General features: G+C 63.7%; 19 protein-coding genes and 2 tRNA genes. 15 read left to right on the top strand and 6 right to left on the bottom strand.

Annotated features, from left to right (window positions below):
* Positions 1–26: 26 nt before the first annotated feature.
* Positions 27–113 (bottom strand) — tRNA-Leu (locus NFR41_RS00105).
* Between the two features lie 295 nt (positions 114–408).
* On the opposite strand from NFR41_RS00105, the gene NFR41_RS00100 reads away from it, so the two are divergent.
* On the top strand, positions 409–1,584 hold the full coding sequence (locus tag NFR41_RS00100) for an SLC13 family permease (protein WP_432762677.1): 1,176 nt from the start codon (positions 409–411) through the stop codon (positions 1,582–1,584).
* Here the strand turns inward: NFR41_RS00100 and NFR41_RS00095 are convergent.
* A complete protein-coding gene (locus tag NFR41_RS00095; protein WP_251230194.1) occupies positions 1,543–2,520 on the bottom strand; it encodes a CPBP family intramembrane glutamic endopeptidase in 978 nt (325 codons plus the stop codon). The two genes, NFR41_RS00100 and NFR41_RS00095, sit on opposite strands and share 42 nt — an antisense overlap.
* Positions 2,521–2,693: 173 nt before the next feature.
* Between NFR41_RS00095 and NFR41_RS00090 the strand changes: the two genes are divergently transcribed.
* On the top strand, positions 2,694–3,512 hold the full coding sequence (locus NFR41_RS00090; protein ID WP_251230193.1) for a TraX family protein: 819 nt from the start codon (positions 2,694–2,696) through the stop codon (positions 3,510–3,512).
* Between the two features lie 52 nt (positions 3,513–3,564).
* On the opposite strand, the gene NFR41_RS00085 is transcribed toward NFR41_RS00090, so the two are convergent.
* Positions 3,565–5,241 carry an LCP family protein gene (locus tag NFR41_RS00085; protein ID WP_251230192.1) on the bottom strand — a complete coding sequence of 559 codons (1,677 nt, stop codon included), beginning with the start codon at positions 5,239–5,241 and terminating at the stop codon, positions 3,565–3,567.
* A gap of 131 nt (positions 5,242–5,372) precedes the next feature.
* Positions 5,373–7,265: an ABC1 kinase family protein gene (locus tag NFR41_RS00080; RefSeq protein ID WP_251230190.1), complete on the bottom strand. Its 1,893-nt coding sequence runs from the start codon at positions 7,263–7,265 to the stop codon at positions 5,373–5,375.
* Positions 7,266–7,487: 222 nt separating this feature from the next.
* Here NFR41_RS00080 and NFR41_RS00075 point away from each other — a divergent pair, with 222 nt between their 5' ends.
* Positions 7,488–8,558: a hypothetical protein gene (locus NFR41_RS00075; protein ID WP_251230189.1), complete on the top strand. Its 1,071-nt coding sequence runs from the start codon at positions 7,488–7,490 to the stop codon at positions 8,556–8,558.
* Between the two features lie 201 nt (positions 8,559–8,759).
* Here the strand turns inward: NFR41_RS00075 and NFR41_RS00070 are convergent, their stop codons facing one another.
* Positions 8,760–10,682: an FAD-binding protein gene (locus NFR41_RS00070; RefSeq protein WP_251230188.1), complete on the bottom strand. Its 1,923-nt coding sequence runs from the start codon at positions 10,680–10,682 to the stop codon at positions 8,760–8,762.
* 261 nt (positions 10,683–10,943) lie between these two features.
* On the opposite strand from NFR41_RS00070, the gene NFR41_RS00065 reads away from it, so the two are divergent.
* The 9 genes from NFR41_RS00065 to NFR41_RS00025 all read left to right on the top strand — a co-directional run bounded on the left by NFR41_RS00065 (position 10,944) and on the right by NFR41_RS00025 (position 21,870).
* Positions 10,944–12,593 carry a helix-turn-helix transcriptional regulator gene (locus tag NFR41_RS00065; protein WP_251230187.1) on the top strand — a complete coding sequence of 550 codons (1,650 nt, stop codon included), beginning with the start codon at positions 10,944–10,946 and terminating at the stop codon, positions 12,591–12,593.
* A 93-nt stretch (positions 12,594–12,686) separates the two neighbouring features.
* Positions 12,687–12,959 carry a type II toxin-antitoxin system RelB/DinJ family antitoxin gene (locus tag NFR41_RS00060; protein ID WP_251230186.1) on the top strand — a complete coding sequence of 91 codons (273 nt, stop codon included), beginning with the start codon at positions 12,687–12,689 and terminating at the stop codon, positions 12,957–12,959.
* A complete protein-coding gene (locus NFR41_RS00055) occupies positions 12,956–13,258 on the top strand; it encodes a type II toxin-antitoxin system YafQ family toxin (RefSeq protein WP_251230184.1) in 303 nt (100 codons plus the stop codon). Before NFR41_RS00060 ends, NFR41_RS00055 begins: the two co-directional genes overlap by 4 nt.
* A gap of 103 nt (positions 13,259–13,361) precedes the next feature.
* A complete protein-coding gene (locus tag NFR41_RS00050) occupies positions 13,362–14,261 on the top strand; it encodes a DMT family transporter (protein WP_251230183.1) in 900 nt (299 codons plus the stop codon).
* Between the two features lie 102 nt (positions 14,262–14,363).
* Positions 14,364–16,007 carry a glycosyltransferase gene (locus tag NFR41_RS00045; RefSeq protein ID WP_251230182.1) on the top strand — a complete coding sequence of 548 codons (1,644 nt, stop codon included), beginning with the start codon at positions 14,364–14,366 and terminating at the stop codon, positions 16,005–16,007.
* Positions 16,008–16,273: 266 nt separating this feature from the next.
* Positions 16,274–16,939 (top strand): response regulator transcription factor, encoded by a 666-nt coding sequence (locus NFR41_RS00040; RefSeq protein ID WP_251230181.1) that lies wholly within the window; start codon positions 16,274–16,276, stop codon positions 16,937–16,939.
* Between the two features lie 122 nt (positions 16,940–17,061).
* Positions 17,062–18,261, top strand: coding sequence for a sensor histidine kinase (locus tag NFR41_RS00035; protein WP_251230180.1), 1,200 nt, complete (start codon positions 17,062–17,064; stop codon positions 18,259–18,261).
* A 335-nt stretch (positions 18,262–18,596) separates the two neighbouring features.
* Positions 18,597–19,661, top strand: coding sequence for an ABC transporter ATP-binding protein (locus NFR41_RS00030; RefSeq protein WP_432762674.1), 1,065 nt, complete (start codon positions 18,597–18,599; stop codon positions 19,659–19,661).
* The gene (locus tag NFR41_RS00025; protein ID WP_251230179.1) at positions 19,651–21,870 is read left to right on the top strand and encodes an FtsX-like permease family protein; all 2,220 of its coding nucleotides are present in this window, start codon (positions 19,651–19,653) and stop codon (positions 21,868–21,870) included. Before NFR41_RS00030 ends, NFR41_RS00025 begins: the two co-directional genes overlap by 11 nt.
* A 572-nt stretch (positions 21,871–22,442) precedes the next feature.
* Here the strand turns inward: NFR41_RS00025 and NFR41_RS00020 are convergent.
* Positions 22,443–23,024, bottom strand: coding sequence for a DUF559 domain-containing protein (locus tag NFR41_RS00020; protein ID WP_251230178.1), 582 nt, complete (start codon positions 23,022–23,024; stop codon positions 22,443–22,445).
* Between the two features lie 1,769 nt (positions 23,025–24,793).
* Between NFR41_RS00020 and NFR41_RS00015 the strand changes: the two genes are divergently transcribed.
* From NFR41_RS00015 to NFR41_RS00005, 3 genes are all read left to right on the top strand, one after another.
* Positions 24,794–24,869 (top strand) — tRNA-Phe (locus NFR41_RS00015).
* A 334-nt stretch (positions 24,870–25,203) separates the two neighbouring features.
* Positions 25,204–25,380 carry a hypothetical protein gene (locus tag NFR41_RS00010; RefSeq protein ID WP_251230177.1) on the top strand — a complete coding sequence of 59 codons (177 nt, stop codon included), beginning with the start codon at positions 25,204–25,206 and terminating at the stop codon, positions 25,378–25,380.
* Between the two features lie 66 nt (positions 25,381–25,446).
* Entirely contained in the window at positions 25,447–25,680 is a 234-nt protein-coding gene (locus NFR41_RS00005; RefSeq protein ID WP_160213422.1) for a hypothetical protein, read from the top strand.
* The last annotated feature ends 143 nt before the right edge of the window (positions 25,681–25,823 follow it).

The following is a 25,823-nucleotide window of genomic DNA, read 5'->3' as shown; positions in this document are numbered from 1 at the left end:
CCCTCCTGAGAGGGCAATGTGGCAAGTGGTGCGGGCGAGAGGACTTGAACCTCCATGGGGTTGCCCCCATACGGACCTGAACCGTACGCGTCTGCCAATTCCGCCACGCCCGCAATCCGTTGCTCCCGAAGAAGCGATTTATTATGGTAACCTATTTCCCTTCGGTCCACAAGAGGAAATTTTGCGCGACTCCGAAATCGCTCGGCAACAGCCCAGGCGTCCCTTCCCCGCTGCCGTGCTTCGGGTAGAATCTCCCTGCCAGCTACCACAAGCGCAGGTCGAACGGCGCAACAACAACGGGGCCGGGCAAGCAAGCAGCGAAAGCCCCGGCCATCCGCCCCGCAACCCAACGACAACAGCAGCCCCCCAGCGCGAGCAGCAACCGAGGAGCATCTTACGACCAACCGCATCACATCCTTTCTGACCAGCCATGTCGTTCTTGTTGCGGCGGCTTTAGCTGCGCTTGCTTCCGCAGCCTTCGTCCCACCCGACGGCGCCTACCTCTCCTACGCTGATTGGCACACCATCGCCTGCCTGTTTTCCATGCTTGCCATCATCGGAGCATTACGGCGGATGGGAGTCTTCGAGACCGTCGCCAGACTCGCCGTTCAGCAATTCTCGGGGAATCGCCTGCTCACGGCCGGGGCACTTGTGGGCGTCACTGCGTTGCTTTCCATGGTGGCCACCAACGACGTGGCGTTGCTCATGATGCTGCCCCTGGCCGCCGCAGTGCTGCTTCGCTCTCAGTGGGCGCGGCTCGTACCTGCGGTCTTTGTGCTGCAGGGGCTCGCAGCGAATCTCTGCGGCATGATCATCCCCTTCGGCAACCCCCAGAACCTTTACCTCTACTCTTACTACGATCTGCGCTTGGGGGAGTTCCTCTCGGCCATGGCGCTTCCTTTCGCAGTGTCGTGTCTGTTCATCGCCATGGCGACCGGTCTGCTATGCCGCAGGGAGAAAGCTGGTGCCGCCAACAGCGATCTCGATGACGCGGCGCACGCCGAGGGCTCTCCCCGCACCCTCTCGATCGCCCCCGTAGCGTTTTCGTCCGTTCGGCTCGGCATCTATAGTGCGCTGTTCCTGCTGGTTATCGCTGGCGTTTTCCGATTGGTTCCGACGGCGCTTATGACGGCCGTCGTTCTGGCGTTCCTGCTCGCGATGGACCGCACGGCCCTGCGACAAGTTGACTATCCCCTGCTCCTAACATTTCTCTGCTTCTTCGTGTTCGCAGGGAACATGGCTCGCATCCCCGCCGTGGTTCAGGGCATCGAGGGGCTTATGGCACAGAGCGGGCTGATGGCGTCGGCGCTTTTGTCCCAGGTCATCAGCAACGTTCCTGCCGCCGTGCTGCTCTCTCATTTCACCGACGGATGGCAAGTGCTGCTCGTGGGTGTGAACATTGGCGGAGCGGGCACGCCGGTGGGGTCGCTGGCCAGTCTCATCGTGTTGCAGCAGTTCCTCACTCTGCGCCGCAGCCTGGGAGTCAAGCGTCGGCAAGAACTCAGCGTTAGCCGGTTCTGGAAGCTCTTCCTGGGGCTCAATCTAATCGCGCTGGCATTGCTGCTGATAGTTTGCTCCCTTTAGCATCGGCAGAACGACGGCGCACAGCACTATCAGCACCAGCGCGCTCGCAACTACCACGGCCACGATACCAAGCGTTGGTGCTGCATAGGTGGGCACGAATCCGCCCGCCAGAAACGTCGGTCCGAACAGCAGCAGGTCGAACAGACCGTGGGCAATCGCCACCAACCAGAAACTGCCCGTTGCCATGAACAGCTCGGCCATCAAGAAGCCGAATGCAGCGGTTTGCACGAATCGAGCGACAGGCAGCGCCGCTTCAAGGGGAACCGCACACCCAAACGAGCCGCCCGGTAGCGCCGGCGCCACGTGCATAAGGCCAAACAGCAAGGCCGATACCGCGGCCGCAACCCAAGGCCTTCGCGCAACTCGCGGCCCCGACTGCATAAGGGCGCCTATGAGCAGCAGGCGGAAAAGAGCTTCCTCGTACACGCCCGTGAACAGGCACAACAGCAGCAGCGTCAGCACGCCGGCCACAGTGGCGCCCCCGTCACCCCAACGAAGGCAAAAGCCAGCACCCCCTGCAGGTAGGCCCACTTCGAAGACCATGGTGAACCATCCCGCTGCCACGCCCAACACCGCAAGCGTCATCAGCGCAACCATCATGCGCCGGGCAGGGCGCCGCATCGCGCCCCGGTTCTCTGCACTCGATACACTTTGCAAACGGCTCGAAGCTCGCAGCGATCCGTGGAGCGCGAACGCCACGGCCACCAAACCGGTGGCTGCCAGCACGCCGTCCCTGGCCAAGGGCGCCAGATCGCCACCTTCAGCAGACAGCCCATCGGCCGCATCGGCAACAACGCCCACCGACCCCGGTTCGACCGCGAACGCGACCGACGAAAGCACGAGCAGAACCAGGAACGCCGCCAAACAACGGCGACCAGCGAAGTCGGTGTCTTCCGCACGGCCCGCATCTCTCTGCCTTTGTTCGTGGTGCGTCATCTTCGCCCCCTCTCCGTTGCCGTTGCCCTGGCCACTATCATCCGCCAACGCCACCGCCCACCCAGGGCGCCACGCTGCCGCGCTGCAAGCCCTTGATCTTCCCCACCATTGTAGAGCAACCGCACTCAAAACCGCCGGCGACGGCCAGTGCAAAGACCACTACAATAGACGCCATGCAAAGCAAGAATCGCAACACCGCATGGAATCTCGAAAAGCCGCTGCTTCCTACCGAAAGCGACAGGCCGTCCACGCCCGCTTTCACCACCTCCAACCCCCGCGGGCGGCTGGATTCCTTCGCGCTGAAGGTACTGGCCATCGTGGCCATGACCGCGAACCATGCTGCCTACATCTTCTACTTCCATCTGCCGGCAGAAGTGCTGGGGGTGTTCTTCACCGTGGGGGGACTCACCTTCCCCATCATGGCGTTTCTGCTGGTAGAGGGATACAACCACACCTCGGATTTCCGCCGGTACGCCACGCGGCTGCTCGTGTTCGCGCTGGTTTCGGAAGTGCCGTTCTACCTGTTCCTCGCCCAAGAGCTCAACGTGCTGTTCACGCTGCTGCTGGGACTGATCGCGCTCCGGCTCTATGACGATTGGGGCCCGGGCAGCGCGAAGTTCTGGCTGGTGTTCGTCGTCATCGTGTTCGCCAGCGATTTCTGCGACTGGGGCGTCATCGGGCCCATCATGGTTGTGATGATGCGTGCCATCCCCGACCGCCGCAAGCGCGTCGTCTTCCCCATTCTGCTGATCATGGCTGCAATCGGCCTGCCGAACCTCATGTACGCCATCGCCGCCGCATCCACCATCGCGCTGCCCTTCGCGCTGTACGCGTTTCTGGGAAGCGGCGCCGACATCCCCTTGCTGCTATCCTACAACGGCCAGCGCGGGCATTCGATGAAGTGGTTCTTCTACGCGTACTACCCCGCGCATATCGCAGTGTTGGGCCTGGTGAAAGGCCTGATATTCGGCGACTGGACCGTGGCCTTCTAACCCGTTACCGCGACGCATTCGGGCCGCCAAATCGACCGCGGCCGATCGTCTCTTACGCCCAGTCGGCGCCCAACACTACCAGGAAGTCGGCGGTGAAACCGTAGGTTCCGTCGTTCTTGAAGATGGCGTCGGCCCCGAAGCCCAGCGCCTCGGCCAGTTCCACGGCCGCTTCCTCCTGAGAGCTCGTGCCGTAGACCACCAGCGTCTGCGGGTAGTCGAAAGCATCGGCGTTATCGGTGTTCACGGTATAGCCCAGCGCCTTCACCCGCTCGGCCGCCACTTCGCCGGCTCCCGCGATGCCGTTGCCGTTGCGAATGGCCACTTCCCCATCGCGCCGATCGCTGCCGTCGGCGTTCTTGCTGGAATCGCGCCCGTCCAAATCACCTGTGCCCGCCGACGCCAGAATGGTGCCCGACACGCCGTCAACCACATCCTCTTCCGTAGGCGGCAAGCCAGCATCCACGCGCCGCATCATCTCCTGCCACGCCTCCTGGTCGGTAATCTCGTACCAGATGTCGTCGATGTAGGCCGACTCGGTAGGCTCCATAGCTGTGTAGATGTCGCTGCCGGCATCCAGACCGTGCAGCGCCTGGGCCAGGCCGATGATGTCGGTCACGGACAGGTCGGTGCTCACGTAGTCGGCCATGGACTGCACCGTGCTCGCGATGGTGCCCACGTCGCTGGACAGCAGTTTCTTCGCGATAGCCGACAGCACCAGGCGCTGGTTGGCCGCACGGTAGGAATCGCCATCTCCCCAGTCGTCGTAAGCGTGACGGCTGCGGCACAGAATGAGCGCCTGCTCGCCGTTGAGCGTCTGCAGCCCGCGTTCGAGCGAGCCGCCCGCTTCCCAGTCATCGATGGCCATGGGCACGTCCACTTCGATGCCGCCCAGCGCGTCCACCACGCTGCGGAACCCGTCGAAGTCAATCTCCGCATAATGCGAAATAGGTACGCCCGCCATCTTCGACACCGTTTCCACGCTGAGGGCAGGACCGCCCAGCGCATGGGCGGCGTTGAGCTTCTGCTGACCGTATTCTCCCATGTCAACCATGGAATCGCGATGAATGGAAACCAGCGTGACCTTCTTGTTGGGCGCGTCGATGCGAGCAAGCATGATGCTGTCGCTGCGGAACGACTCGCCGTAGTCGCCCCCTTCGGCACGGTCAGCGGAACGGTCGGTGCCCATGAGCAGCACGTAGAACGGCTCCTTGGCCATGTCGGTATGCACGAGCGCAGCGCGAAGATTGTCGTCGATGCCGGCACCCAGCTTCCCCACCAGGTTGCCCGCATAGCCCACGGCCCCTACCACCAGCACTGCCAGCACCGCCGCCACCGCACCCATCGCGATGCGCTTGCGTTGGCGTTTCTTGCGCATAACCTGCATCTTCGTCTCATAGCGGTCGCGAGAGAACCGGCGCGCCGTAGTTCCCGACCCGCTGCCGGACCCGCTGCGCGACGAGCCATGGGAGCGAGGCGCCGTCTGCGGCTCGAAGGGGTCGCAAGCGGCTTCGGCCCTACGGGAGCTGCGGGCGGAAGCGCGCGGTTGGAAGGGGTCGCGCTGTTCGGAATAATCGGCAGCATCGTAGAAGCCAGAAGGCTCGAAGGCGGCATCGTAGGCGCCGTAGGAGTCATAGGGGGCGTCGAAAGAATCGCGCGCAGACCGTCCGGAGCAGCCGGACGCGGCGCGAGACGTGGACCTGCTGCGATTGTGAGTGTGTTTAAAGTCCATGAAGCCATTTTGCCGTGGCTTCTTCCCGCACGCAAGCTACCCCCGCCGAACACAAGAAATGCCAAGAATTTCGAAAGAAGCGAAGGACGCCGGCAGTCATCTGGCAGCTGCAAGCCGGCGCCCACACGGGGTTACAGCTCTAGGTTCTTCTGCTTGTGGCGGATCTTAATGTTGCGCCACACCACGTAGCTGCCCAGCACGAACGCGCCGATGTAGCCGAGTGCCCCCAGCAGCGGCACGCCCAAAAGCTTCGGCTCCATGTTCGTCCAGCACAGCATGGACGAGCCGATGAACAGGCCGGCCGAAATCAGCGCCATCCCCAGCGTTCCGCATACGGAGTACAGAGCCGCGATGATGCGGTCCTCCACCTCCACGTCGGCGTTCACCTTCAGCTGCCCGCGGTTGAGCATCTGCAGCGTGTGGGACATCTGCGTGGGCAGGTGCGCGGCCGATTCGGTGGAGGAAAGCACTGCGGCGCCGAACTCGCGCGCCTTCGTCTCCACAGACGCCCAGGTGAACTCGCGGCGCTGAATGTGCGTCTGGATGATCTTCACGATGGACTCGTTGGGCGCCACGTCGCTGAGCACGCCCTCGATAGCCAGCATGCTGCGAGCGAGCAACGTGTACTCCGGCGGCAACGACAGGTCCTGCTTGCGCAGAATCTCAAGGATGTCCGTGAGCAGCTGCCCAATGTTGATGTCGCTCAGGTTCTCGCTCATGTACTGGGCCAACAGCAGCGACAGCTTCTCCAGCAGCGCGCCGTAATCCACCTCAGACCCTTGGCGCGTGGCCCCCAGCAGCGCCTCCATCATGAGGAAGGGGTCGTTCTCCACCGCCGCCTTCATCGCCTTGGTGATAAGCGCCCGCTGCGACACGGTGAGCGTGCCCACCATGCCCAAGTCGATCCAGACGATCTTGCCGTCTCGCACCACTATGTTGCCGCCATGGGGGTCGGCATGGAAAAACCCGTTATCCACCACCTGGGTTACGTAGCTCTCGGCGATGGCGTGGCCCAGCTTCGCCAGGTCCCACCCATGGGCGCGGATGGCAGCCTTTTCGCTGATAAGAGGCCCTTCCACGTACTCCATGACCAGCACGTCGTCGGTGGAAAGCTGCGGGTAGGGAACGGGGCTTTCCACTCCCGGCTGGTCGAACAGCAAGCTGTGGAAACGCTCCAGGTTGCGCAGCTCAACGCAGAAGTCGATCTCCTCGCGGGTGGTGCGCTCCAGCTCGTCTACCAGGTCGTTCAGCGTCAGCTTCATGCCCTGCTCGGTATGGGTGAGCCCCACGAGCGCCACCACGCGACGCAGCAGCGCCAGGTCCTGCAGCGTATCCTCGGCCACCTGGGGGCGGCGCACCTTCACGGCCACCCATGTGCCCGGCGGCGCAGCTTCGGGGGAAAGGATGGGGGCGGAAGCGGTTGCAGCGTCGGCGGAAGAAGCGGCGGGCGCAGGGTAGGAAGTAGCAGCAGGGGCGGGCGCAGGCGAGGCGGAAGAGGCAACAGACGCGGAGGCAGGTGCGACGGCAGAAGCTGCGGCGACGGGAGCGGCAGCAGCGGCAGGCGCAGGCGAGGCAGCGGAATCGCATGCGCCAACGGCCTTCCGCGCTACACCGCGGGGATGCTCGGCAATACGGGCCTTGTGAACCTGAGCAATGGAAGCCGACCCCAGCGGCTTTTCCACCAGCACGTCGAAGGTCTCTTGCCACGGATGGCCCAGCGCCGCGTTCAGCGTCTGCTCCATGGTGGGAAACGGCATGGGCTCAACGTCGGTCTGCAGCTTCTTGAAGGCCTGGGCGTATTCCGGCGGAATGACGTCGGAGCGGGACGAGGCGATCTGCCCCAACTTCACGAACGTAGGGCCCAGCTCTTCCAGCAGCTGCGTGGCCGATTGCGGCGTGAGCCCGGAAAGCACGTGGTACTTGCGCACGATGTGCTCTATTTCCCGAAGCCGGCGCCCCACCTGCTCGTCTTTGTCGCCGCGCACCTCGCGCACAACCTGCACGACTTCCTTCAACGTAGCCATGGCACCTCCCGTCGGGCCGCCTCGTCATTCGCTTCTGCAAGTTTTTACTCTACCATGACCAAACCTCGCATCCTTTCGCATGGAAAAGGCAGTTACAAAGCGGTTACTAAGCCTTACAATACCTGATGAACGCACGAATCTCTGCTATGTTCGACACGCTGTCCAACCGAGCGCAGCGCCGCCACGCCAAGGCCGCGCCAGCCGACCACCGAAAGGACCACCATGCAAACCTGCGACCTGTTCGTGAGCATCCCCTTCGTCGTGAACCCGGCTGCCGGCATCGACGACAACGCCTACGCCCGCACGTCGCCCACCGTGAAAGCTGCCTACGTGAACGCCTTGCTGCGCGAAATGGAGGGGTTCGCCGACGAAGCCTCCGACTGGAACGTGCGCAGCGTCACCTTGGGCGGCGGCACGGTCAGCTCGCTGTCGGCGGAGAACCTACGCGACCTGCTGCAGGGGATGAGCCGACGGTTGCCGGTGAGCCGCACCACCCCGGTGTTCGCCACCTTCGATCCGGGCCGCATTTCCACAGCCCACGCCAACGAGGTGCGAGCGTTCGGGGCGCCCCATCTGACCTTGCGCTACTTCACCGCCGACCTGCGCGAAGGCGATCTGCTGGGTTTTCCGTCCTCCGAAGCGGAAATGGGGAAGACCGACATCTTGCTGGACAATCTGGGCCTGGAAAGCATCGGCATGAAAGTGGCCGTGGGCATTCCGGGGCAGACGGAGGAGACGCTGCTGCGAACCTTGCGGCTGGCCAATCGCGCCGTCACCCAGCGCATGGAGCTGACGATGGTGCGCCCGGCAGCGCCCGAACAGTCCTGCGCCCCCGCAGCCGACACAGCGGCCGACCCGCAGCAAGCTGCCCAGCGGGAGCGCCTGTTCGCCGCCGCCTGCGCGTGGCTTGCCGACCACGGCTACCGGCGCGACACCGTGCACGCGTTCTCCCGAGGCCAGCAGAATCCCCTGGTAAGCAACTGGTACGGCGCTGCTGCGGCTGACCCGGCAGACCCCGGTTCATGCGGACGCGTGGCGTTCGGCAGCGGCACGCTTTCCGCCATGGGAGGCATGCTGTGGTCGAACACCGGCGACGTGAACCGCTACATCCAGCACTCCTCCGACCCGCAGGCGATCACCGAACAGGCCGTGGAGCTTGACGAAGCCGCCCGCGTCCTGCAGGCCGAACTCGACCGCGCCTACCGCTGCCAAGGCGAAGGCGCCGGCTCGCCAGCTTGGGGTGCGAACTTCGAAACGGACATCCAAGCCATAATCGCCGCTCACACCGCGTAAACGAGGCGGCCTGAGCACGGCCGCGCCAACAGGCTGAACGCGCAGTCCGGCCACGCGCCCCCGCTGCGTCCCGGCGCACGCCCGCGCATCCCGAAGCAACAGCTGCCCGCCCCTGCCAACCCGACAAGCAGGAAGCGGCCGCCCGCGCTGGGCAGCCGCTTCTCAAGGGAGGGCGGAACGCTTCCTAAACGAAGCCGAGTCTTACATGGGAGGGCCGCCGGCCGGCTGGTTGGCGCGTGCCTCGGCCAGCTCGGCCAGGGTCACGGCGTAGGCGTCAGCTGCAGCCTTGTCCTCGTCCAGATGCTGGGCAATGTGCTCGCCAACGCAATAGCCCTGGGTGATGGCCAAGCCCACCGAGTTGCCGGCAAGCGCCGTGTGGTACTGGATGGCGTAGCGGCCGCCAGCCGTGTTTCCGCAGGCGTAGAGGCCCTTGATGATGCTGTCGTCCACGCGGCGCACCTGCAGGTTGTCGGTCACCAGCACGCCGGACATCTGCACCATGCCGCTCATGCAGCGCCCCTTGTCAGCCTGACCGGCCATGCCGAAGAACGGCGGCGTGTCCAGCGGGTTCATCAGGTCGGCGTCGCGGCCCCAGTCGGTGTCCTTGCCCGCTGCGCACATCTCGTTGTAGTGGGCGATCTCGTCCAGCAGCCCCTGCTTCGCCTCGCCGGTGTAGCCCAGGATGTCGGCCAGCTCGTCCAGCGTCTCGGCAGCGTACATGCGCGACTTGTTCATACCGTAGCCGGTAAAGCCGTACACCTCAAAGCCGTCGGGGCCGGTCACGTAGTTCGCAAGGTCCTGCTTGACCAGGTCCCACTCGCGAGCGCAGGTGGTGGAGGACATGTTGTGCTCGTAGCCCTGGTTCAGGATGTTCTCTTCCCACTTGCCGTCGGCGATGGTGCACATGAGCTCGCCACGGGGACGACGGGCGAAGAAGCCCTGACCGCCGAACTGCAGCTGCGCGTCGTTGTAGAAGCGCTTGCCGTCGGCGCCGAACACCGGGTAGTTGCCGATGGCAGTAAGCCCCGGAGCGCCCATGCCGTTGCCGAAGTTCATGGCTGCGCGGGGACCGGGCTCCATGACGCCGCCCGCCCAGCAAGCCAGCTTGTGGCCCATGCCGTCCTGACCCATGCCCATGAAGCCAGAGGGGTCGGAGGTGTCGATACCGGAGGTCTCGGCCAGCTGGCGAACCTCGTCGTTGAGCGCCAGCACCATCTCGCCGTTGCCGGAGAAGTCACCGCAGGCCAGCAGCACCGCATCGGCGTTGATGCGCACGTAGCCGTCGGCGTTCTTGCCGTAAGCGCCGGTCACGCTGCCCTCGTCGTCCTGGATGAGCACGACCGCGGTGGTGCTGAACAGCCATTCCGCCCCCAGCTCCTGGGACTTCTGGATGCTGTAGCGCATGATGGGGCCCCAGGCCGGCTGGTTCTCGCCGTTGCCCAGCTTGTTGTTGAAGTCGCGGTGCGAAACGGTGCCCGGGAACGACGTGTAGCCGCTGTGGTTCACCGCCACCGTGTTGCGGCCGTTCGGGAAACTGTAGAGCACCTGGTACTCCTCAAGCTCCTCCTTCGGCGCCAGCTCGCAGATCCAGTCGTAGGCCTCGCCGGAACGGGTGGCGTACATCTTGGCCACCGACGGCATGGTGCGGCAGTAGCTGCGCAGCTGCCATTCGTTGAGCACCTGCATCTCGTCCACCGGCTCGGCACCGGTGCCCAGGTAGGTCTGGGAGTTCACGGTTCCCACGTCGCAGCCGATGGGCGCCCAGGTATCCTCGGGCTGCTTCTCCATGACCACTACCTTCATGCCCAGCTCCGCCGCGCGACGGGCCGCCGGCACGCCGGACTCGCCGCCGCCGATGACCAGCAACTGCGTGTCGATGGTGCACACCACGTCGGACTCGTCCACCGTGGGCTTCTCGCCCAGCCACGCCGGGTTGCCCGACGATCCATCCGTGCCGCCCTGGGCAGAGCCGCTGTCGGCAGGCAGGCTGTCGGCATCAGCTTCCGTGGATCCCTTCGCCGGCGAGCAGCCTGCGAACACAGTGGCCGCGGCCGCGCCAACGCCGGCCAACGCGGCACCTCGCAGGAACGAGCGGCGCGAGACTCCTTGCGTCTTTTCTTTCATGTACCCTCCTCAAGCTTCTCCTGTAAGCTGCCGGCTCTCATCCGGCCGCCCCGCCCGGCTTCCCGGGCGCTACCGAAACGGTGGCGATTGAACGGCTGCGCATCGTTGGCGCCCAAGCCGCCCGCCAACCGCTTACGGCACGGAAAAGCCTACCTGCAAACGGGTAACCACAAACGGGTGGTTTTTGGAATCTCGCTTGTCATCTGGTCTTTTAGGGTGTACCGTGGCATATACCACATTTCGGGGAAGAAAGGGGAATCCATGCATCGCGCAGGCTTTGCCGTCGCCGTCACGGGCTTCGCGCTGTTCTTCGCATGGCAGAGCGCCTCCTTCTCCTTCCTGTTTCCCAGCTCGGCGGGACTTGCCGTGTCGCCGCTTTGCGTAGGCGATTTAAGCGCTTGCTTCCTGCTTGTCCTGTGCCTGGTTTCCTATCGGAAGGACCGATCCGCCTTTTCGCCGGCATGGATGCTGGGCCTTGGCGTGCTGGCGGTAGTGGCCGCCACGGTGGCCATCGTGCTGCTGTCCCGATCGTTGCTGCCGCTGTGGGGAAACTACCTGGCCGCCGGCGTCGTAGGGTTCGCGGCCGCCGGCCTTGCCTATATATGGGCTACAGTACTCGCCCGCATGAACGCCCGCCACGCGCTCTGGTGTGTCAGCGCGGGGGCCTTCGGCGGCACGGTCATAGATTTGCTGCTCATGAACGGACTGGAACTGGGCATTCCGGTGCTCGTGTCGCTGTGCGGTGCAGGCTCGCTCGCATGCTTCGCCATGGGCACGCGAAACCGCCCCCTCGACCAATCGCCCGTGCTCATCCGGCCGAAGCATCCCCGGGAATTCTGGAAGCTGGCCGTGGGCGTGGGATTGTTCGCCGTTGCCTTGGGCATTGTGGCAGGCACTACCGCCAACGACTGCACTGAAGACTCCATGCGCATCATTAACGAAAGCGTGACGTTGGCGGGGATGGGAGCTACCGCTGTGATCATGGCGGTGCTGGCCGCAGGGCGCTCCCACGTGGACACGTTCTCGCTGCTGCGCGGATTCGCGGCGGCGCTGCTAGCGGTGATTCTGCTGAACATCGTGTGGCTCGACCTTGCCTCGGTCTGGCTTTCCCTCACCCTGTTCGCCTGGCAGCTGCTGAAGCTGTTCGCCATGCTGGTGCTGGCCGGCGTGCAGCGCCGAGGGATTATCAGCTTGTCCATTGCGTTCCCGGCAGCATGGGCGGTGCTGAAGGTGGGGCACGGTCTGGGGGTTTTCGCTGGCCAGACCCTTATTCCCCTGGGAGGCGCGGGTTTGCAGCCGCTCATGAACAGTGTGGTGTTGGTGGCGTTTCTGGTGGCCGTGGCCGCCATCCTGCTGCTGAGCAGCCGGGTGGTCATGGATGCCGCCGCAACCTGGGCCTCCAGCAGCGGCGACAGCTCAACCGCCCGCAGTTCCGTCAACGCAGACGGCGCGAAGGACGTAGCTGGCGCCGACCTTCCCGACGGCAGCCTTGCCGGAGACGCCGCGTCCGCAAACGGCGCCGGCTCTGCCAGCAGCATGCATCCGCCAACCTCCGCCCAGCTCGTCGATGGTCCACGGCCGCCAGTCAACAGCCCCTTGCCAGCCGATAGCCCTCTGCAAGCCAGCGCGCAACCGCCGGTCAGCCCCCTCGACCAGCGCTGCCAGCAACTGAGCGACCGCTACAAGCTGTCGGCGCGCGAGGCCGAGGTCTTCCGCTACCTGGCCCAGGGCCACACGCGGGCCAGCATCGCCAAGCGCCTGTTCGTTTCCGAGAACACCGTCCGCGAGCACGTGAAGAGCATCTACAAGAAGCTGCACATCCATTCGAAGCAGCAGCTCATCGACATGGTCGACGCCGACCGGGAAGCAGAAGCATCGTCCAATGCACCCACTCGGTCGAGCCTTCTGTAGCCCGCAAACCGGCAGATGAGCAATCACCCGCACTGGACATTTGCATAAACAAGTTATAGTATATGCACATACAATGTGACTAGGGAGCAGACAATGGCAGCAAGCACTCTTACCATCCGACTCGACAGCGACCTCAAAGAAGAGGCAGCTCAGGTTGTGGGACATTATGGGCTGGATCTTTCCTCGGCGATTCGGGCGTTCTTCACCCAAATCGTTAACACGAACGCGATCCCACTTTCGTTCGACTACGAGCAGCCCAATAGCGAAAGTCTCGAATCTATCCGAGAAACCGAAGAAATGATTCGCACCGGAAAGGGCAAAAGCTATGCGAGCGGCCGCGAGCTTATCGAAGCAGCCCTCGCATGACGAAGCGCCTGGAAGCCAAGTTCACCCCATCCTTCAGCCGCGATTTGAAGAAGAAGGCCGAACGACGCAAGTGGAATCTGGACGAGCTCGAAGCCGTCATCAACCTTGTTCTGGAGAACTCTCCGGAATCAATTGCAACGCTCAAGCAGCGGCATAACATGCATCGCCTTTCCGGACAATGGGCCGGAAGCAACGAGTGCCATGTTGCCAATGCTGGCGATTGGCTGATCATTTGGCAGGTGCACGGCGATATAGCCTACTTCCAGCGCACCGGATCCCACAGCGAGCCCTTCCGGTAGCACGGACACATTCCCGCCTGCCGAACTGCGCCTTTCCGTAGGCTGGCAGACAAACAGACTCGCCGCCCCTACCCTGCCTGTCGCAATGCGCTAGAATCAACCTATGAACATGCAGCGCTCACACTCCTCTAAACCGCTTTGGCTCTACAAGGGCCTGCTGCTGCTTGCGGCGGCTATTTGGGGGCTGGGTACCGTGGTCATCAAGTCAACTGTGGACGTGTTTCCGCCGTTGTGGCTGGTGGGCGTACGGTTCGGCTGCGCGGGACTGGTGCTTGGCGCCGTCACGTTCGGTCGCATCCGCGCCTACCTGAACAGCGACCACGCGCGCTGCGGCGTCGTGTTGGGCGTGCTGCTGTTCCTCTCCTACTGGACCAACTCGCTGGGGCTTACCGACACTACCGCGTCGAACAGCTCGTTTCTGACCACGCTGTACGTGGTGATCGTGCCGTTTCTAGCGCTGCCCGTGCTGCACAAGCGCCCCACCTTCGCAAACGTGGGCGCAGCCCTGCTGTGCATCGCTGGCGTGGGGTGCGTGGCCTACAACGGCGCCGCCGGGCTCAGCCTTCGCTTCGGCGATCTGGCGACCATGGCATCGGCCCTGTTCCTGGCCCTGCACGTGCTGTACACGTCGAAGCTGGCGCCGCACCGCAACATGACCGCACTCACGGTAATCCAGTTTCTGGTTGCCGGCGTGCTGGGCGTACTGTTCGGCCTGGCCAGCGGAAACACGCCCGATTTCGCAAACCTTACGATTGATACGTGGATCAGCGTTGGCTACCTGGCGCTGTTCGCTTCGGCCATTGCGCTGTTCCTGCAGAACGTCTCGCTCGCGCACGTGCCGCCGGCTCCGGCATCGCTGTTTCTGTCCACCGAATCGGTCTTCGGCGTGGCCTTCAGCATGCTGTTCCTGGGAGAGCAGCTTACGGCATCGCTGGGCCTGGGCTTCGCCCTCATCTTCGCAGGCATTCTGGTAAGCGAGTACTTCTCAGCCCGCAGCAGTTGAGCAAGCAGAAATCACCCATGCGTAAGTTGCACGAACGTCCAAGCGAAAACGGAGCAAACAGCCAGGTAAATCCCACATTTTTGTCCATGCTATAATTGCATCATGGTGCTTCCCGTGAAACAGATTCCGAACGAGAACAACGGCAACACGCGCGAAAGCCAACCGAGCGCTGGGCAGCCCTGCGTCTGCCTGTTCTCGGCCCTCTACGCTCCAAGCACCGGAGGCGTGGAAGGGTACACGCGCCACCTCGCCCATGCCCTGGCGCGCATGGGCTGGCGGGTTATCGTGGTGGCCATGAACACCCACGGCCGCGAAGGGTATGTCCACGAAGCGGACAGCGACACGCAAGAACAAACGGACGACGCGCACCAACCGCAGGCAAGCGGCGCGAAAGGTCTGCAGCAGGAAGGTAATCGGGAGCCGCAGGTCAAAGACAGCCCGAAAGACATCGCCTGCGATACGCCGCGCCCGGTCGCACACGACAGCATCGCGGAATCGCCAACAGACGTGCAGCATGCCTCCGGCCGAACGGGCGCGGAACCCCCAACGGGCACACAGCATGTCTCCGTCCGTCCGACGCCACGAGCAGCGCGCGCGGCGCAGCCGTTGGTGGAGGTGGTGCGGCTGCCGTGCAAACCGTTGCTGGGCGGTCGCTACCCGGTGCCGCGCAAAAACGCCGAATTCCGTGCCCTTTGGCGCTGGCTCGAATCACAACGCATTAACTACGTAGTTGTGAATACGAGATTCTACCTGTTGTCCCAGATGGGAATGGAGCTTGCCCAAAGCAAGGGCATTCAGCCCGTAGTCATCGAACACGGGTCGGCCCACCTTACCATGGGAAGTCCGCTGCTCGATGGCGCGGTGCAGGCCGTCGAGCACAGCCTTACCCGCAAGGTGGCCAGCTACCCCGCCAGCTTCTACGGCGTGTCGCAACGAGCCTGCGCCTGGCTGCACCACTTCGGCATCACGGCAAGCGGCGTGCTGCCCAACGCTATCGACGCCGACGAATTCGCCACCCTTGCGCGCACCTGCCCGCGCAATTTCCGCCAGGAGCTGGGCTTGCCCGGCAACGCTGTCGTACTCGCTTTCGTGGGACGCCTCGTTCCCGAAAAGGGCATCGCTTCCCTGGTAGAAGCCGTGCAGCGCCTCAAGACCGATCGCCCCGTAGCACTGCTGGTCGCAGGCGACGGACCGCTTGCCCAGCAGCTGGCCCAGCACAGTCTGTCGCCGCTGGCGGCGGACGCATCGAACGCGGAGGGCGCGCAGGGCGGCATGCAGGAGGCGCGGCAAAGCAAACTTCAGGGCGAAACGAAAGCGCATGGTGCGTGCACCGCGAAGCTTGGCGGCGTCCTTCCGCTCGATAGCTCCCCCGGCTCAAGTCGCATCGTGCTGCTGGGAGCCATGGAACGCCGCCAAGTTGCAGCGCTGCTGGCCCAGGCCGATCTGCTCTGCCTGCCCTCCCGCTCCGAAGGATTCGCTACCGTGCTCCTGGAGGCCGCCGCCGTGGGAACACCCGCACTGGCGACGCCGGTGGGCGGCACCGACGAGCTTATCCCCTCTCCCGAATTCGGCATCGTAATCCCCGACAATCGCCCCGAAACCATCGCGAAAGCCCTTGAAAAGGCGCTCTCCCAGCCCGAAGCCCTCGCCGTCGTAGGCCGGAACGCTGCGAAGCGGGTTCGCGAGCACTTCACCTGGAGGGCCACCGCCAGCGTGCTTGCAGGGGCGGGGCAGGGGGACGCGTGATAGGGGGGCGCGCACTTTTGGCACGCGTCCCCCTGCCCCGCCCCTGCTGCATCCCCGCGTCTTGCGTGTTTCGCCATTAAAGCTTCTTAAGGCTTCTTGATTCCCGCTGCTTTCGATTGCCCGCAGCCCGTCCGTTTAGGTAGTATGTTGGTAGGCTTTTGCGACGACGAGCAAGGCAGCCGCCGGCTCAAAACTGCCGAGCCGCCCTGCCCCGCGCCGCAACCGCCAACCCGCCCGATTCCGCAGACGTACCAGGTAGGACCACCATGGCGAACATCTTTCTTGTTGAGGACGACACATCATTGCGCCACGAAGTGCAGGAGATCCTTGAAATCCAGGGTTTCCGGGTAACCTGCTGCCAGCATTTCCCGTCCGCCGCGGAGGAGGCCCTGGCCAGCGAAGCGGAATGCGTGCTGCTGGACCTGAAGCTTCCCGGCACCTCGGGGCAGGCCATCTGCCGCAGTCTGCGCGCCCGCAGCAACGTGCCCATCATCGTGCTCACCTCGTCGGAGAGCGAGTTCGACGAGGTGACCTGCATGAACCTGGGCGCCGACGGTTACCTGACCAAGCCGTACTCCCCCGCCGTGCTGATCGCCCACATCCAGTCGGTGCTGCGGCGCGTCAGCAGCGCCCCGTCGCGGACTCTGGCCCACGACGGGCTTTCGGTGGACCTGGCCCGCTCGACGGTCACCTTTGAAGACACCTCGGCGGAGCTCACGAAAAACGAGCTACGCATCTTGGCCCTGCTCATGTCCAACCCCGGTTGCATCATCAGCCGCCAAGAACTGATGCTGGAGCTATGGGAGTCGGACTCGTTCATCGACGACAACACCCTCACCGTCAATGTGAACCGCCTGCGCACGAAGCTGGAGGAGCTGGGCGTTCCGTCCGATTACGTGCGCACCAAGCGCGGCCAGGGCTATTCGGTGTAGGCGGGCAGCGGGCGCAAGGGATGCGCTGCCGCGGGGAGCATGGCAGCATGCCAGCTGTGCGGGCAGCGGGGTGCCATCGCGTTGGCGGCGAAAAGGCTAGGCTGGTTGGGAGATGATGCAACATGGACGATGATGGCGTGACCTGCGCGGATGCACTAGACGCACCGGCGGACAGCTGCGACCTCGTCGACGAAGCCGCCGGCCCGCGGTCCTTCGAGCTGGGCGCGTCCTTCACGCTGGGCTCCTTCCTCAAAGACCGCGCGCGGGTGCTGGCCATCGCGGCGGTGACCATGCTGTGCTGCGCCGCCATGCTGGGCGCCCTGGGGGTGAACGCCTGGGGGTGCTTCGCCTTCGAACTGGTGCTGGCCGCTGCCCTTGGTGCGGCGCTGTTCCTGCAATACCGGCAGCGGCGCATTTTCTACCAGGAGCTCTCCGACACTTTCGCGGGCCTTGAGAACCCGTCGTTTCTGCCCGAGATGGTGGAGGAGCCCCGCTTTCTGGAAGGGCAGCTGGCCCATGAGGCGCTGCGGCGGGCCATCTCCCTTGCCGACCGTGAAGCGGCCGTCTACCGGGACGACCTGGAGAATCACCGGCAGTTCGTGGAGCTGTGGATACACGAGGTGAAGACCCCGCTGGCGGCGGCGCGTCTCACCGCCAGCAAGGTGCACGGCGCCGAATCGGACATGCTGCGCCGCGAGCTGGAGCGCATCGAGTCGGCCGTGGAGAGGTCGCTCTACTACGCCCGGGCCACGTCGCCCACCATCGATTACGAGCTGAAGGAGGTGTCGCTGGCCTCCCTGGCGAAAACCGCGGTGCGCAAGAACGCCAACCTGCTCATGGAATGCGGCGTGGCGCCCACCGTGGACATCGACCCGGCCGTCATGGTGGTGGCCGACGCGTCGTGGCTGACGTTCATCCTGGGCCAGCTCATCTCCAACTCAGCGAAGTACGGGGCAACCACGCTCGCGTTCACCTGCCAGGAGCTTGACGCGAACACGCCCCGCGGCCGCACGCTGCTGATCATGGACGACAACGGCCGCGGCATTCCCGCCAAGGACATGCCCCGCGTGTTCGAGCGGGCCTTCGTAGGCGAGAACGGCCGGTCGCAATCGGCCGCCACGGGCATGGGGCTGTACTTCGTGGCGCTTCTGGCCCACAAGCTGGGCGTTACGGTGGACCTGTTCAGCACCGAGGGCCAAGGGACCCGCGCAACCCTCACCTTCCCCCACGACCGCCGCATTTACCTGCGGAAACTTCAGCTGACCGAAAGCTGCGAAAGGCAACGGCTTGCAGGAGAAGGGCAACCGACAACCTGCGGATAAGGGATAGCGAGCACGCAAAGCCCGCGGCACGCGCGACCCACGGCACGCAAAGCCCGCACAATCGGCATGTTCGTGCAGAAAAACTCACGAACATGCCGATTGTGCGGGCTCGTCGGTAGCGAAGTGGCGGTGCGTCGAGCGAGAAGCGGCGAAACGGCGGTGCGTCAAGTGCGAAGCGGTGGCACGCCGAGCGCGGTGGCGAAGCAGCGCGGCGGCGAAGCAGTGGCGAAGCGCGTGACACTTACGTAAGATAACTGTAAGCGGAATCGATGGATGGCCAGCACTGCCTTCCATAGTATGCGTTGGGTAACGGAAACCCAACCGAAAGGATCACCATGGCCGACGCTCTCGCCTTCCACGCCTTCGATTTAGGCCAGGTCATACCCCCTGTACCCCGCGTCGCCCCCCTTGCGGGCACCGGGCGAGCGGTGCATACGACAGCATGCGCAGCCGCGCACGTTGAAAAGCCGGCTGCCCACGAGACGGCCGCACCCGACAGCGCGAAACCCGCGGTCGCAGCTGCCTCGCAACCCGCTGCGCCTACCGGGTCGCCCGTCCATGCCGCCCCGCCCGCCGGCGCCCCCGTTGCCGCCCATGCCAGCTCGGCCGACTTGGGGCGCGTGCGCGGCGACGGCCATTGCGCCCTTTCCGTCCGCCAGATCACCAAGGTATACGGGCGCAAGGACTTCACCACCAAGGCCCTGGACGGCGTGAGCTTCTCCGTTGACGACGGCGAGTTCGTGGGCATCATGGGCGCGTCGGGGTCGGGCAAGAGCACGCTGCTGAACTGCATCGCCACCATCGACCGGCCCACCAGCGGCCAGGTGCTGGTGGGCGGCAAAGAGGTCTCCGCCATGAGCAACCGCGCCTTGGCGAAGTTCCGCCGCGACGATTTGGGCTTCATCTTCCAGGACTCCAACCTGCTGAACACGCTCACCGGCTTCGAGAACATAGCGCTGGCCCTTACCATCAAGCACGACTCGCCGCGCCAGATTCCCGCCCGCGTGGAGGAGATGGCCCGCACGCTGGGGGTTGGGGAGGTGCTTGGCAAGTACCCCTACCAGATGTCCGGCGGACAGCGCCAGCGCATCGCCGCCGCTCGCGCCATGGTGGCCGACCCGCGCCTGGTGCTGGCCGACGAGCCCACCGGCGCCTTGGATTCCCGCAGCGCCGCCGTCATGCTGGAGGTCATGGAGATGATGAACTCCCAGCTGGGGGCCACTATCCTCATGGTCACCCACGACGCCTTCGCCGCCTCGTTCACCAATCGCATCCTGTTCTTGCAGAACGGGCGCATCTTCAGCGAGCTGCATAAGGGAACCGACACCCGCGAGCAGTTCTTCGCACGCATTCTGGAAGTGGTGGCCTTCCTGGGTGGGGAGGCGAACCATGCTGGTTAAGCTGGCGCTGCGCAACATCCGCCGGTCGTTGCGCGACTATTCCATCTACTTCGTCACGCTCACCATAGGCGTGGCTATCTTCTACGCGTTCAACTCCATCGAAAGCCAGCAGGTGATCTTCGACCTGCACTCCTCAGCCGACGAGCAGATGTTCGAGTTCTGTCAGCAGATCATCAGCATGTTCTCCGGGGTAATCGCCTGCGTGCTGGGATTCCTGGTCATCTACGCGAACCGTTTCCTCATCAAACGGCGGAAGAAGGAGTTCGGCACCTACCTGTTGCTGGGCATGCGCTCTGTCGGCGTGTCGGGCATCGTGCTCATGGAGACGCTGCTGGTGGGCGTGGGGGCGCTGGCACTGGGCCTGCTGCTGGGGTTCCTGCTGTCCCAGGCGCTTTCCTTCGTGACGGCGCTGCTGTTTCAGGTGCAAATCGCGGACTACCAGTTCGTATTCTCGCCCGACGCCTGCCTGCTGACGCTGGGGTGCTTCGCCATTATCTTCGCGATCGTGGCGCTGTTCAACACGTTCTCGGTGAACCGCTACAAGCTGATTGACCTGCTCAATGCCGAGAAGCGCAACGAGCGCGGCGGCGTGCGCAACCCGGTGGTGTGTCTTTTGGCCTTCGTGGTTTCCATCGGCTGTTTGGTGTACGCCTACCAGCAGCTGGCCGAGAACGGGCTGGTGATGCTGGACGATCCGCAGTTCGCGCGGGCGACGGTGTTCATGCTGGTGGGGTCGCTGCTGTTCTTCTGGTCGCTGGCCGGGTTCATCATCGCGGTCATCACGCGGATGCGCGGCGTGTACCTGCGGGGACTTACGGTGTTCTCCGTGCGCCAGGTGGCTTCGCGCATCAACACGGCGTTTCTGTCGCTGTGGGCCGTGTGCGTGCTGCTGTTCTTCTCCATCACCACGTTTTCCTGCGGCATGGGGCTGGTGCAGGTGTTCGCCGACGACGTGGAGCGCTCGGCGCCGTTCAGCGTAACCGCCACCGCCGACGTGTACTACGCCAGCTACAAGGAGCTGGTGTCGCCGCATTCCGCCACCCACGACGAGCGCGCGGTGGCCATGGCCGAGCAGTACCCCGCCGCTTACGAGTCGGGCATGGCCCACGATTGGAACATCTCCTCCGATCTGCGCGAGCGCTGCGGCGCGGAATGGGACGAGGTAGTGGCGGCGTCGGCCGACATCAACGAGTGGGAAGCCGTTGGCACCCCCTACAGCGAGCTGTACAACCAGCTGCTGAGCGTGCGGCCCGACCTGGGGGACTTGGCGAACATGGACGGCTTCCCCAGCGGCGACACCAACGTACTGGTTTCGGGGCTCAGCCAGACCAACGACGTGCTGGCCCTGTTGGGGAAGGACCCGATTGCGCTTGACGAGGGCAGCTTCGCCATCGTGAACAACTTCGCCGGCACCCAGGATTGCGCCCAGGCCATCGTCGATAACGGCCTTGAGCTGATCTTCGGCGACACGACGCTTGCGGCTACGGGCCCGGTGGTGGACGCGCAGCTGTTCGACACTTCCATGGCCGGCACCATCCTGTGGATCGTGGTGCCCGACTTCGTAATCGACGATTTCCAAGCTCAGGGTGCTATTCCCAACCGCTGCTACATGAACGCCGACTACGTGCCGGACCTGGAGGACGGCGACGAGCGATTCGACAGCATGATCAAGCGCGCCGGGGTGATGGACGCGTTCTCCCAGGCCGAGACCAGCGACGACAGCCTGGAGGTTTCCCACGACGCCAACAACTCCGGGTCCGAAACGGACGACGGGTGGCCGGTCACCTCGTTTGTCAGCCAGTCTACCACGGTGGCCGCAAACAACGGTTTGCGTATGGCCATCATCTACCTGGCGCTGTACATCGGCTTCGTGTTCCTCATGGCTACGGCCACCATCCTGGCCATCCAGCGCCTGTCCGACACGGCCGACTCGCTGCCGAGCTACCGCACGCTTTCGCAGCTGGGATGCGACCAGCGTATGGTGAGCCGGTCGGTGCTGGCGCAGACGCTGGTGTACTTCCTGGTGCCGCTGGGGCTGGCGGCATGCCATTCCGCCTGCGCGGTGAGCGTGCTGAACCACACGTTCTTCGAGCCGCTGGGGCTGCCGGTTGCCGGGCCCATCGCCCTGGCAGCAGGCCTGGTAGTTGTGGTCTACGGCCTGTACATGCTGCTCACCTACGCTATGAGCCGCTCCATGGCCCGAAGCTAGCGCCGGGGCCGCCCCCGCCCGGCCGCCAAGCAAGAGCCCGCAAGCGGCCGGGTGCCCAGGCGCGGGGAGCCGCAGGTGCGAGAAACCTGCGGCGCGAGGCGGCGGCTGGTATCCTCCAGTCGCCGTCGCCGAGAACCATCGCCTAACGTCGCGCGCGGGGCAGCGGCGATTGGACGGGGAGGGCATGCGTGCAAGCAAGCCCTCCCCCGCTTCGAGACCGCCCTCTTCCTGCCCCACTGCCATCCTCCTCCCCCTCCGGGCGCCGCCCTCTTCCTGCCCCACCGCCACTCTCTTCCCTATTCGATGCCAACCTCTCCGCCCCCCGCCGCCGTCTTGCCGTCCCAGCGCCATCCTCTTCCAGCCTCGGTGTAACGGAAGACGTTTATGGCAAGCCGGCTTCGCCCCATGTAACGGAAGACGGTTATGGCAATCGAAACCTGCCATAACCGTCTTCCGTTACAGAAAATCGCACATAACCGTTCTTCGTTACACCGATTTTTGCCACAAACGTCTTTCGTTACACGAGCGGCTCTTTCGTTGCACAGAGGGCGGCTGCGCACACCCGATCGCCCCTATCTCATGGCCCTCTCTCGCTGGGTGGAAAGAGAGCTGCGTGCAACCAACGTCTCCCACAGAGCGCGCTGTTCAGGGGCGAAGTTCTTCGCTCCACGACTCGGAGCCGTCCCCAAATGCGATTCGAGCATTCGCGCAAATCGGCAGAACTCCCCGTAGTCGAATAGCTGCCGCGTTGTCAGGGTCAGCACGGTATAGCCCATAGACGTCAGAACGTTCTTTCGCATAGCATCTCTGGCAATCCGCTCGGATCCCACATGCTCCTGCTTGCTGTCGTATTCCACGATCAAGCGCTGCTGCGGCCAGAGCAGGTCGGCTTCGAAGTAGCGGCTGTTCGTCACGGGCCGGACCTCGGCCGGAATATCGATTCGTTCGTTAAGCTGAGGGACGCTCGTATTCCGACCGCCGTAGGTCCGCGGAAGAGCGAAAAGCATGTACGCCGCCGTCTCCATGGGTGAACGCGAAGACGGAACCGTGTAGCGGCATGCCTTCAGCGCAACCTTTCGCCCGTAGACGCCCTTCGCCCGCTCTCCATAGCATGCCAGCGACTCCGGCGTAGCAAGCGGCCAGGCAGCCGCCATTCCTTTCTCCTGGCGCGAATCCTTCCGGTAACGACCGCAGAGCTCCGTTCCCAGCTCGACAGCCCTAGCAAGCGACAACTTCTGAGATAGCTGCACAAAGCATAGCTCCGGGGATGCGACCCAAGCGCCACTTGCGATGCGCACGAATGACCCTGGAGGATATGAGGCAGCTCCGACATGGGGCACAATGCACGCCCTACGGACACGCGCAGCGCTCGTTCCGACAAGTACATGCAGGCTGCCCGTGAAAACACAGGGAAACAGGTCCGCAACCTCCTGCGCTTCGACGGGTGACGGCTTGCTTCCGCCCTGCAAGTCGCAGACACGAAGCTGCGGCGTCCCGCATTGTCGCAACTCGGCGAGGGCTGCTGCAACAACCGACTCAGGCGCGCGGCGCCAAAACTCAAGGGCTGATTGATGCGAAACCACCAAAGCCATGGGCCCTCCTCTCCACCGCGGACCGACCGACAAACGCCGGTTGTCCTCAATCACATCGAAGGGCCTCGGAGCCGAAGGCTTTGACCCAACGGTCTTGCAGGTTCGGACACCCTCCTCCTGGCGAAAACAAGCCTGGGGGAGCTGCTGCCCTTTGAAGGGGGTCAGAACTATACCACAGGTGAATAATGGGGATATTGGTACGTCTGAGCTGGGAATACTATAGTTTGTTGCACCAATCCTCATGTACGCTCTGCCGAATCGTGCGAGCTTCTTGCATGACCGGACATCGTTTCCGTCAGAGATGTTGCAAGAATCTATCGTCGCTGATGAAATTCATAACGCTTCCGAAAGGGTCTGCGGAATTCGGAAGCGGTTGTGCAAAGCAGAGCCGCACCGTTTCCCGTTCTGTGGGCCGAAGGGCCGTCCAACAATCACAGCATCTCCACCTTTGCCAATCAAGCAGCGGTACTTTTCCACCGAAAGACGCACCTTTGCGACAGGCAATTCGTAGTGGTCGAGAGCTAACGCTCCGCAGCGAGCTCGCCATAGAACACATCGGCGCACTCGGAGCACCTCGAAGCCCCCGGAGCACCTCCGCGCCCAACGCGGCAGGCAGCCAACGCGCCCAGCGGTGTCGGCCTATGCGCCCTGAAGGCCGGAGCCCGCCGGCAAGTTCGTCCTGAAACGTACCGGCGCTCCCGGAGCACCTCCGCGCCTAACGCGGCAGGCAGCCAACGCGCCCAGCGCCGCCGGCCAATGCGCCCACCGGTACCGACCTATGCGCCCACCGGTGCCGGCTAACGCGCCCGCCTGCCGACCGGCGCGCCCACCGGTGCCGGCCTATGCGCCCACCTGCTGAACTTAAGCAGCGCCTCAAAACGAAAACGCAGACCGCCTCGCGCCCGTCCCACTCGCCCGCCCACTCGCCCACCCCTGCGCCCACCCCGATGTAACGAAAGACGTTTATGTCAAAAAGCACTGTAACGAGTGACGGTTATGCACGATTTTCTGTAACGAACGACGTTTATGGCAGGTTTCGGCTGCCATAAATGTCATCGGTTACATGCGCAGGCCGAGGGGGTGAGAGGCAGGCCGAGGGACAGGGGCGGGGCGGGGGCGAAGGGAGGGGCGAGGGAGCGGGGGCGGGGGCGGGGCGGGCACGGCGGTGACAGGAAGGAGCAGGGCGCGGAAGAGGGGACGCGACCAACGTGCCCGATGGAGGGCATCCCGCCCGACAAGGGGCAACGGTCTGATAGTTTTCTCTTGACAGCTTTCGGGGGTTCCGATAACCTATACGGACGCAAACGTGCTTCTTGCGCGGGTGCCTGAATGGTCGGGTAGCTCAGTTGGTAGAGCAGCGGACTGAAAATCCGCGTGCCGAGGGTTCAAGTCCCCCTCCGACCACCACGAACTCGAAAGCCCCCCAGGTTTGGGGGCTTTTTCATTATGCGGAAAGCCTTCCCCGCAAATCTCATATCGGAAGCTTTCTTTTGCACAAATAACGTCTGCTACAGCCTTACATCGAACGATGCCTTTACCAGCTGTCGCCACATGCGAAAAACGCCGTTGCGAACGGAGCGCATGCTACGGAACGCTTCTACCAGAAACCACGGCGAAGACTCTGTCGGCACATTCTCACAAGGCAAAAGAATATCCCCCGAAGTTTGCATGCACAGCAGAGGCCCGGGGGATTTCACATCATTTATAATAGCACGCACTCTTGGGGAAACGAGGAATCTTCATGGATGGTTCAGCAAAGCGCAACCGGCAGCCCCATATCAATATTACGCTCGACCTGCGCCTTAAAGGTGCACCGTTGTTCTTCGCAGAGAAAATTTCCCGGGGCCTTGCGCAGGGTATCACCACTTTCAAGCTTCGCGTTAAGAGCGAAGGCGAGGCGTGCTTTCCGAACGCATGAATGCGTGGGGCGCAACCAAGCAAAGAGCAAACGCGACGGCTTCTTACTCAAGAAACGGCGGCAAGCATGAACGACTTCTTCAAAGAGCATGAAACGGCGGGCTACGTCCTTAAGGGCGTGGGGTCGGCCACGGCGGGCGTTGTGGTGGGATTTGCGATCATCTGCCTGCTGCGATTCTTCGGGTTGGTGCCCGGCAGCCCCGAGGACGTGCGCACTACCGTCTGTCTGCTAGGACTGTTGTGGCTGGCCATGGTGGTTATGCGCTTGTACATGGGCCTCAGCGGAAAGTGGCGAGAGTAGCGGCTGAAAGCAGTGGCGAAACGACACACAGAGGGAGCGGCGCAGAAGGACCCCGCGGGCTATAAGTGTACTGCCTCCCATTTCTTGGACACGAGAAATGGGAGGCTTCTTTATGCCATCAGACCTTAGGATCAGATACGACG

Source organism: Adlercreutzia aquisgranensis (assembly GCF_943193145.1).
Lineage (GTDB): Bacteria > Actinomycetota > Coriobacteriia > Coriobacteriales > Eggerthellaceae > Xiamenia > Xiamenia aquisgranensis.
This window is presented reverse-complemented; position numbering and strand designations above follow the sequence as displayed.

Excerpts from the sequence above, each read along its gene's own strand:
- NFR41_RS00095 (WP_251230194.1), bottom strand. The coding sequence starts at position 2,520 with ATGACGCACCACGAACAAAGGCAGAGAGATGCGGGCCGTGCGGAAGAC.
- NFR41_RS00090 (WP_251230193.1), top strand. The coding sequence starts at position 2,694 with ATGCAAAGCAAGAATCGCAACACCGCATGGAATCTCGAAAAGCCGCTG.
- NFR41_RS00085 (WP_251230192.1), bottom strand. The coding sequence starts at position 5,241 with ATGGACTTTAAACACACTCACAATCGCAGCAGGTCCACGTCTCGCGCC.
- NFR41_RS00080 (WP_251230190.1), bottom strand. The coding sequence starts at position 7,265 with ATGGCTACGTTGAAGGAAGTCGTGCAGGTTGTGCGCGAGGTGCGCGGC.
- NFR41_RS00075 (WP_251230189.1), top strand. The coding sequence starts at position 7,488 with ATGCAAACCTGCGACCTGTTCGTGAGCATCCCCTTCGTCGTGAACCCG.
- NFR41_RS00070 (WP_251230188.1), bottom strand. The coding sequence starts at position 10,682 with ATGAAAGAAAAGACGCAAGGAGTCTCGCGCCGCTCGTTCCTGCGAGGT.
- NFR41_RS00065 (WP_251230187.1), top strand. The coding sequence starts at position 10,944 with ATGCATCGCGCAGGCTTTGCCGTCGCCGTCACGGGCTTCGCGCTGTTC.
- NFR41_RS00060 (WP_251230186.1), top strand. The coding sequence starts at position 12,687 with ATGGCAGCAAGCACTCTTACCATCCGACTCGACAGCGACCTCAAAGAA.
- NFR41_RS00055 (WP_251230184.1), top strand. The coding sequence starts at position 12,956 with ATGACGAAGCGCCTGGAAGCCAAGTTCACCCCATCCTTCAGCCGCGAT.
- NFR41_RS00050 (WP_251230183.1), top strand. The coding sequence starts at position 13,362 with ATGAACATGCAGCGCTCACACTCCTCTAAACCGCTTTGGCTCTACAAG.
- NFR41_RS00045 (WP_251230182.1), top strand. The coding sequence starts at position 14,364 with ATGGTGCTTCCCGTGAAACAGATTCCGAACGAGAACAACGGCAACACG.
- NFR41_RS00040 (WP_251230181.1), top strand. The coding sequence starts at position 16,274 with ATGGCGAACATCTTTCTTGTTGAGGACGACACATCATTGCGCCACGAA.
- NFR41_RS00035 (WP_251230180.1), top strand. The coding sequence starts at position 17,062 with ATGGACGATGATGGCGTGACCTGCGCGGATGCACTAGACGCACCGGCG.
- NFR41_RS00030 (WP_432762674.1), top strand. The coding sequence starts at position 18,597 with ATGGCCGACGCTCTCGCCTTCCACGCCTTCGATTTAGGCCAGGTCATA.
- NFR41_RS00025 (WP_251230179.1), top strand. The coding sequence starts at position 19,651 with ATGCTGGTTAAGCTGGCGCTGCGCAACATCCGCCGGTCGTTGCGCGAC.
- NFR41_RS00020 (WP_251230178.1), bottom strand. The coding sequence starts at position 23,024 with ATGGCGGCTGCCTGGCCGCTTGCTACGCCGGAGTCGCTGGCATGCTAT.
- NFR41_RS00010 (WP_251230177.1), top strand. The coding sequence starts at position 25,204 with ATGGATGGTTCAGCAAAGCGCAACCGGCAGCCCCATATCAATATTACG.
- NFR41_RS00005 (WP_160213422.1), top strand. The coding sequence starts at position 25,447 with ATGAACGACTTCTTCAAAGAGCATGAAACGGCGGGCTACGTCCTTAAG.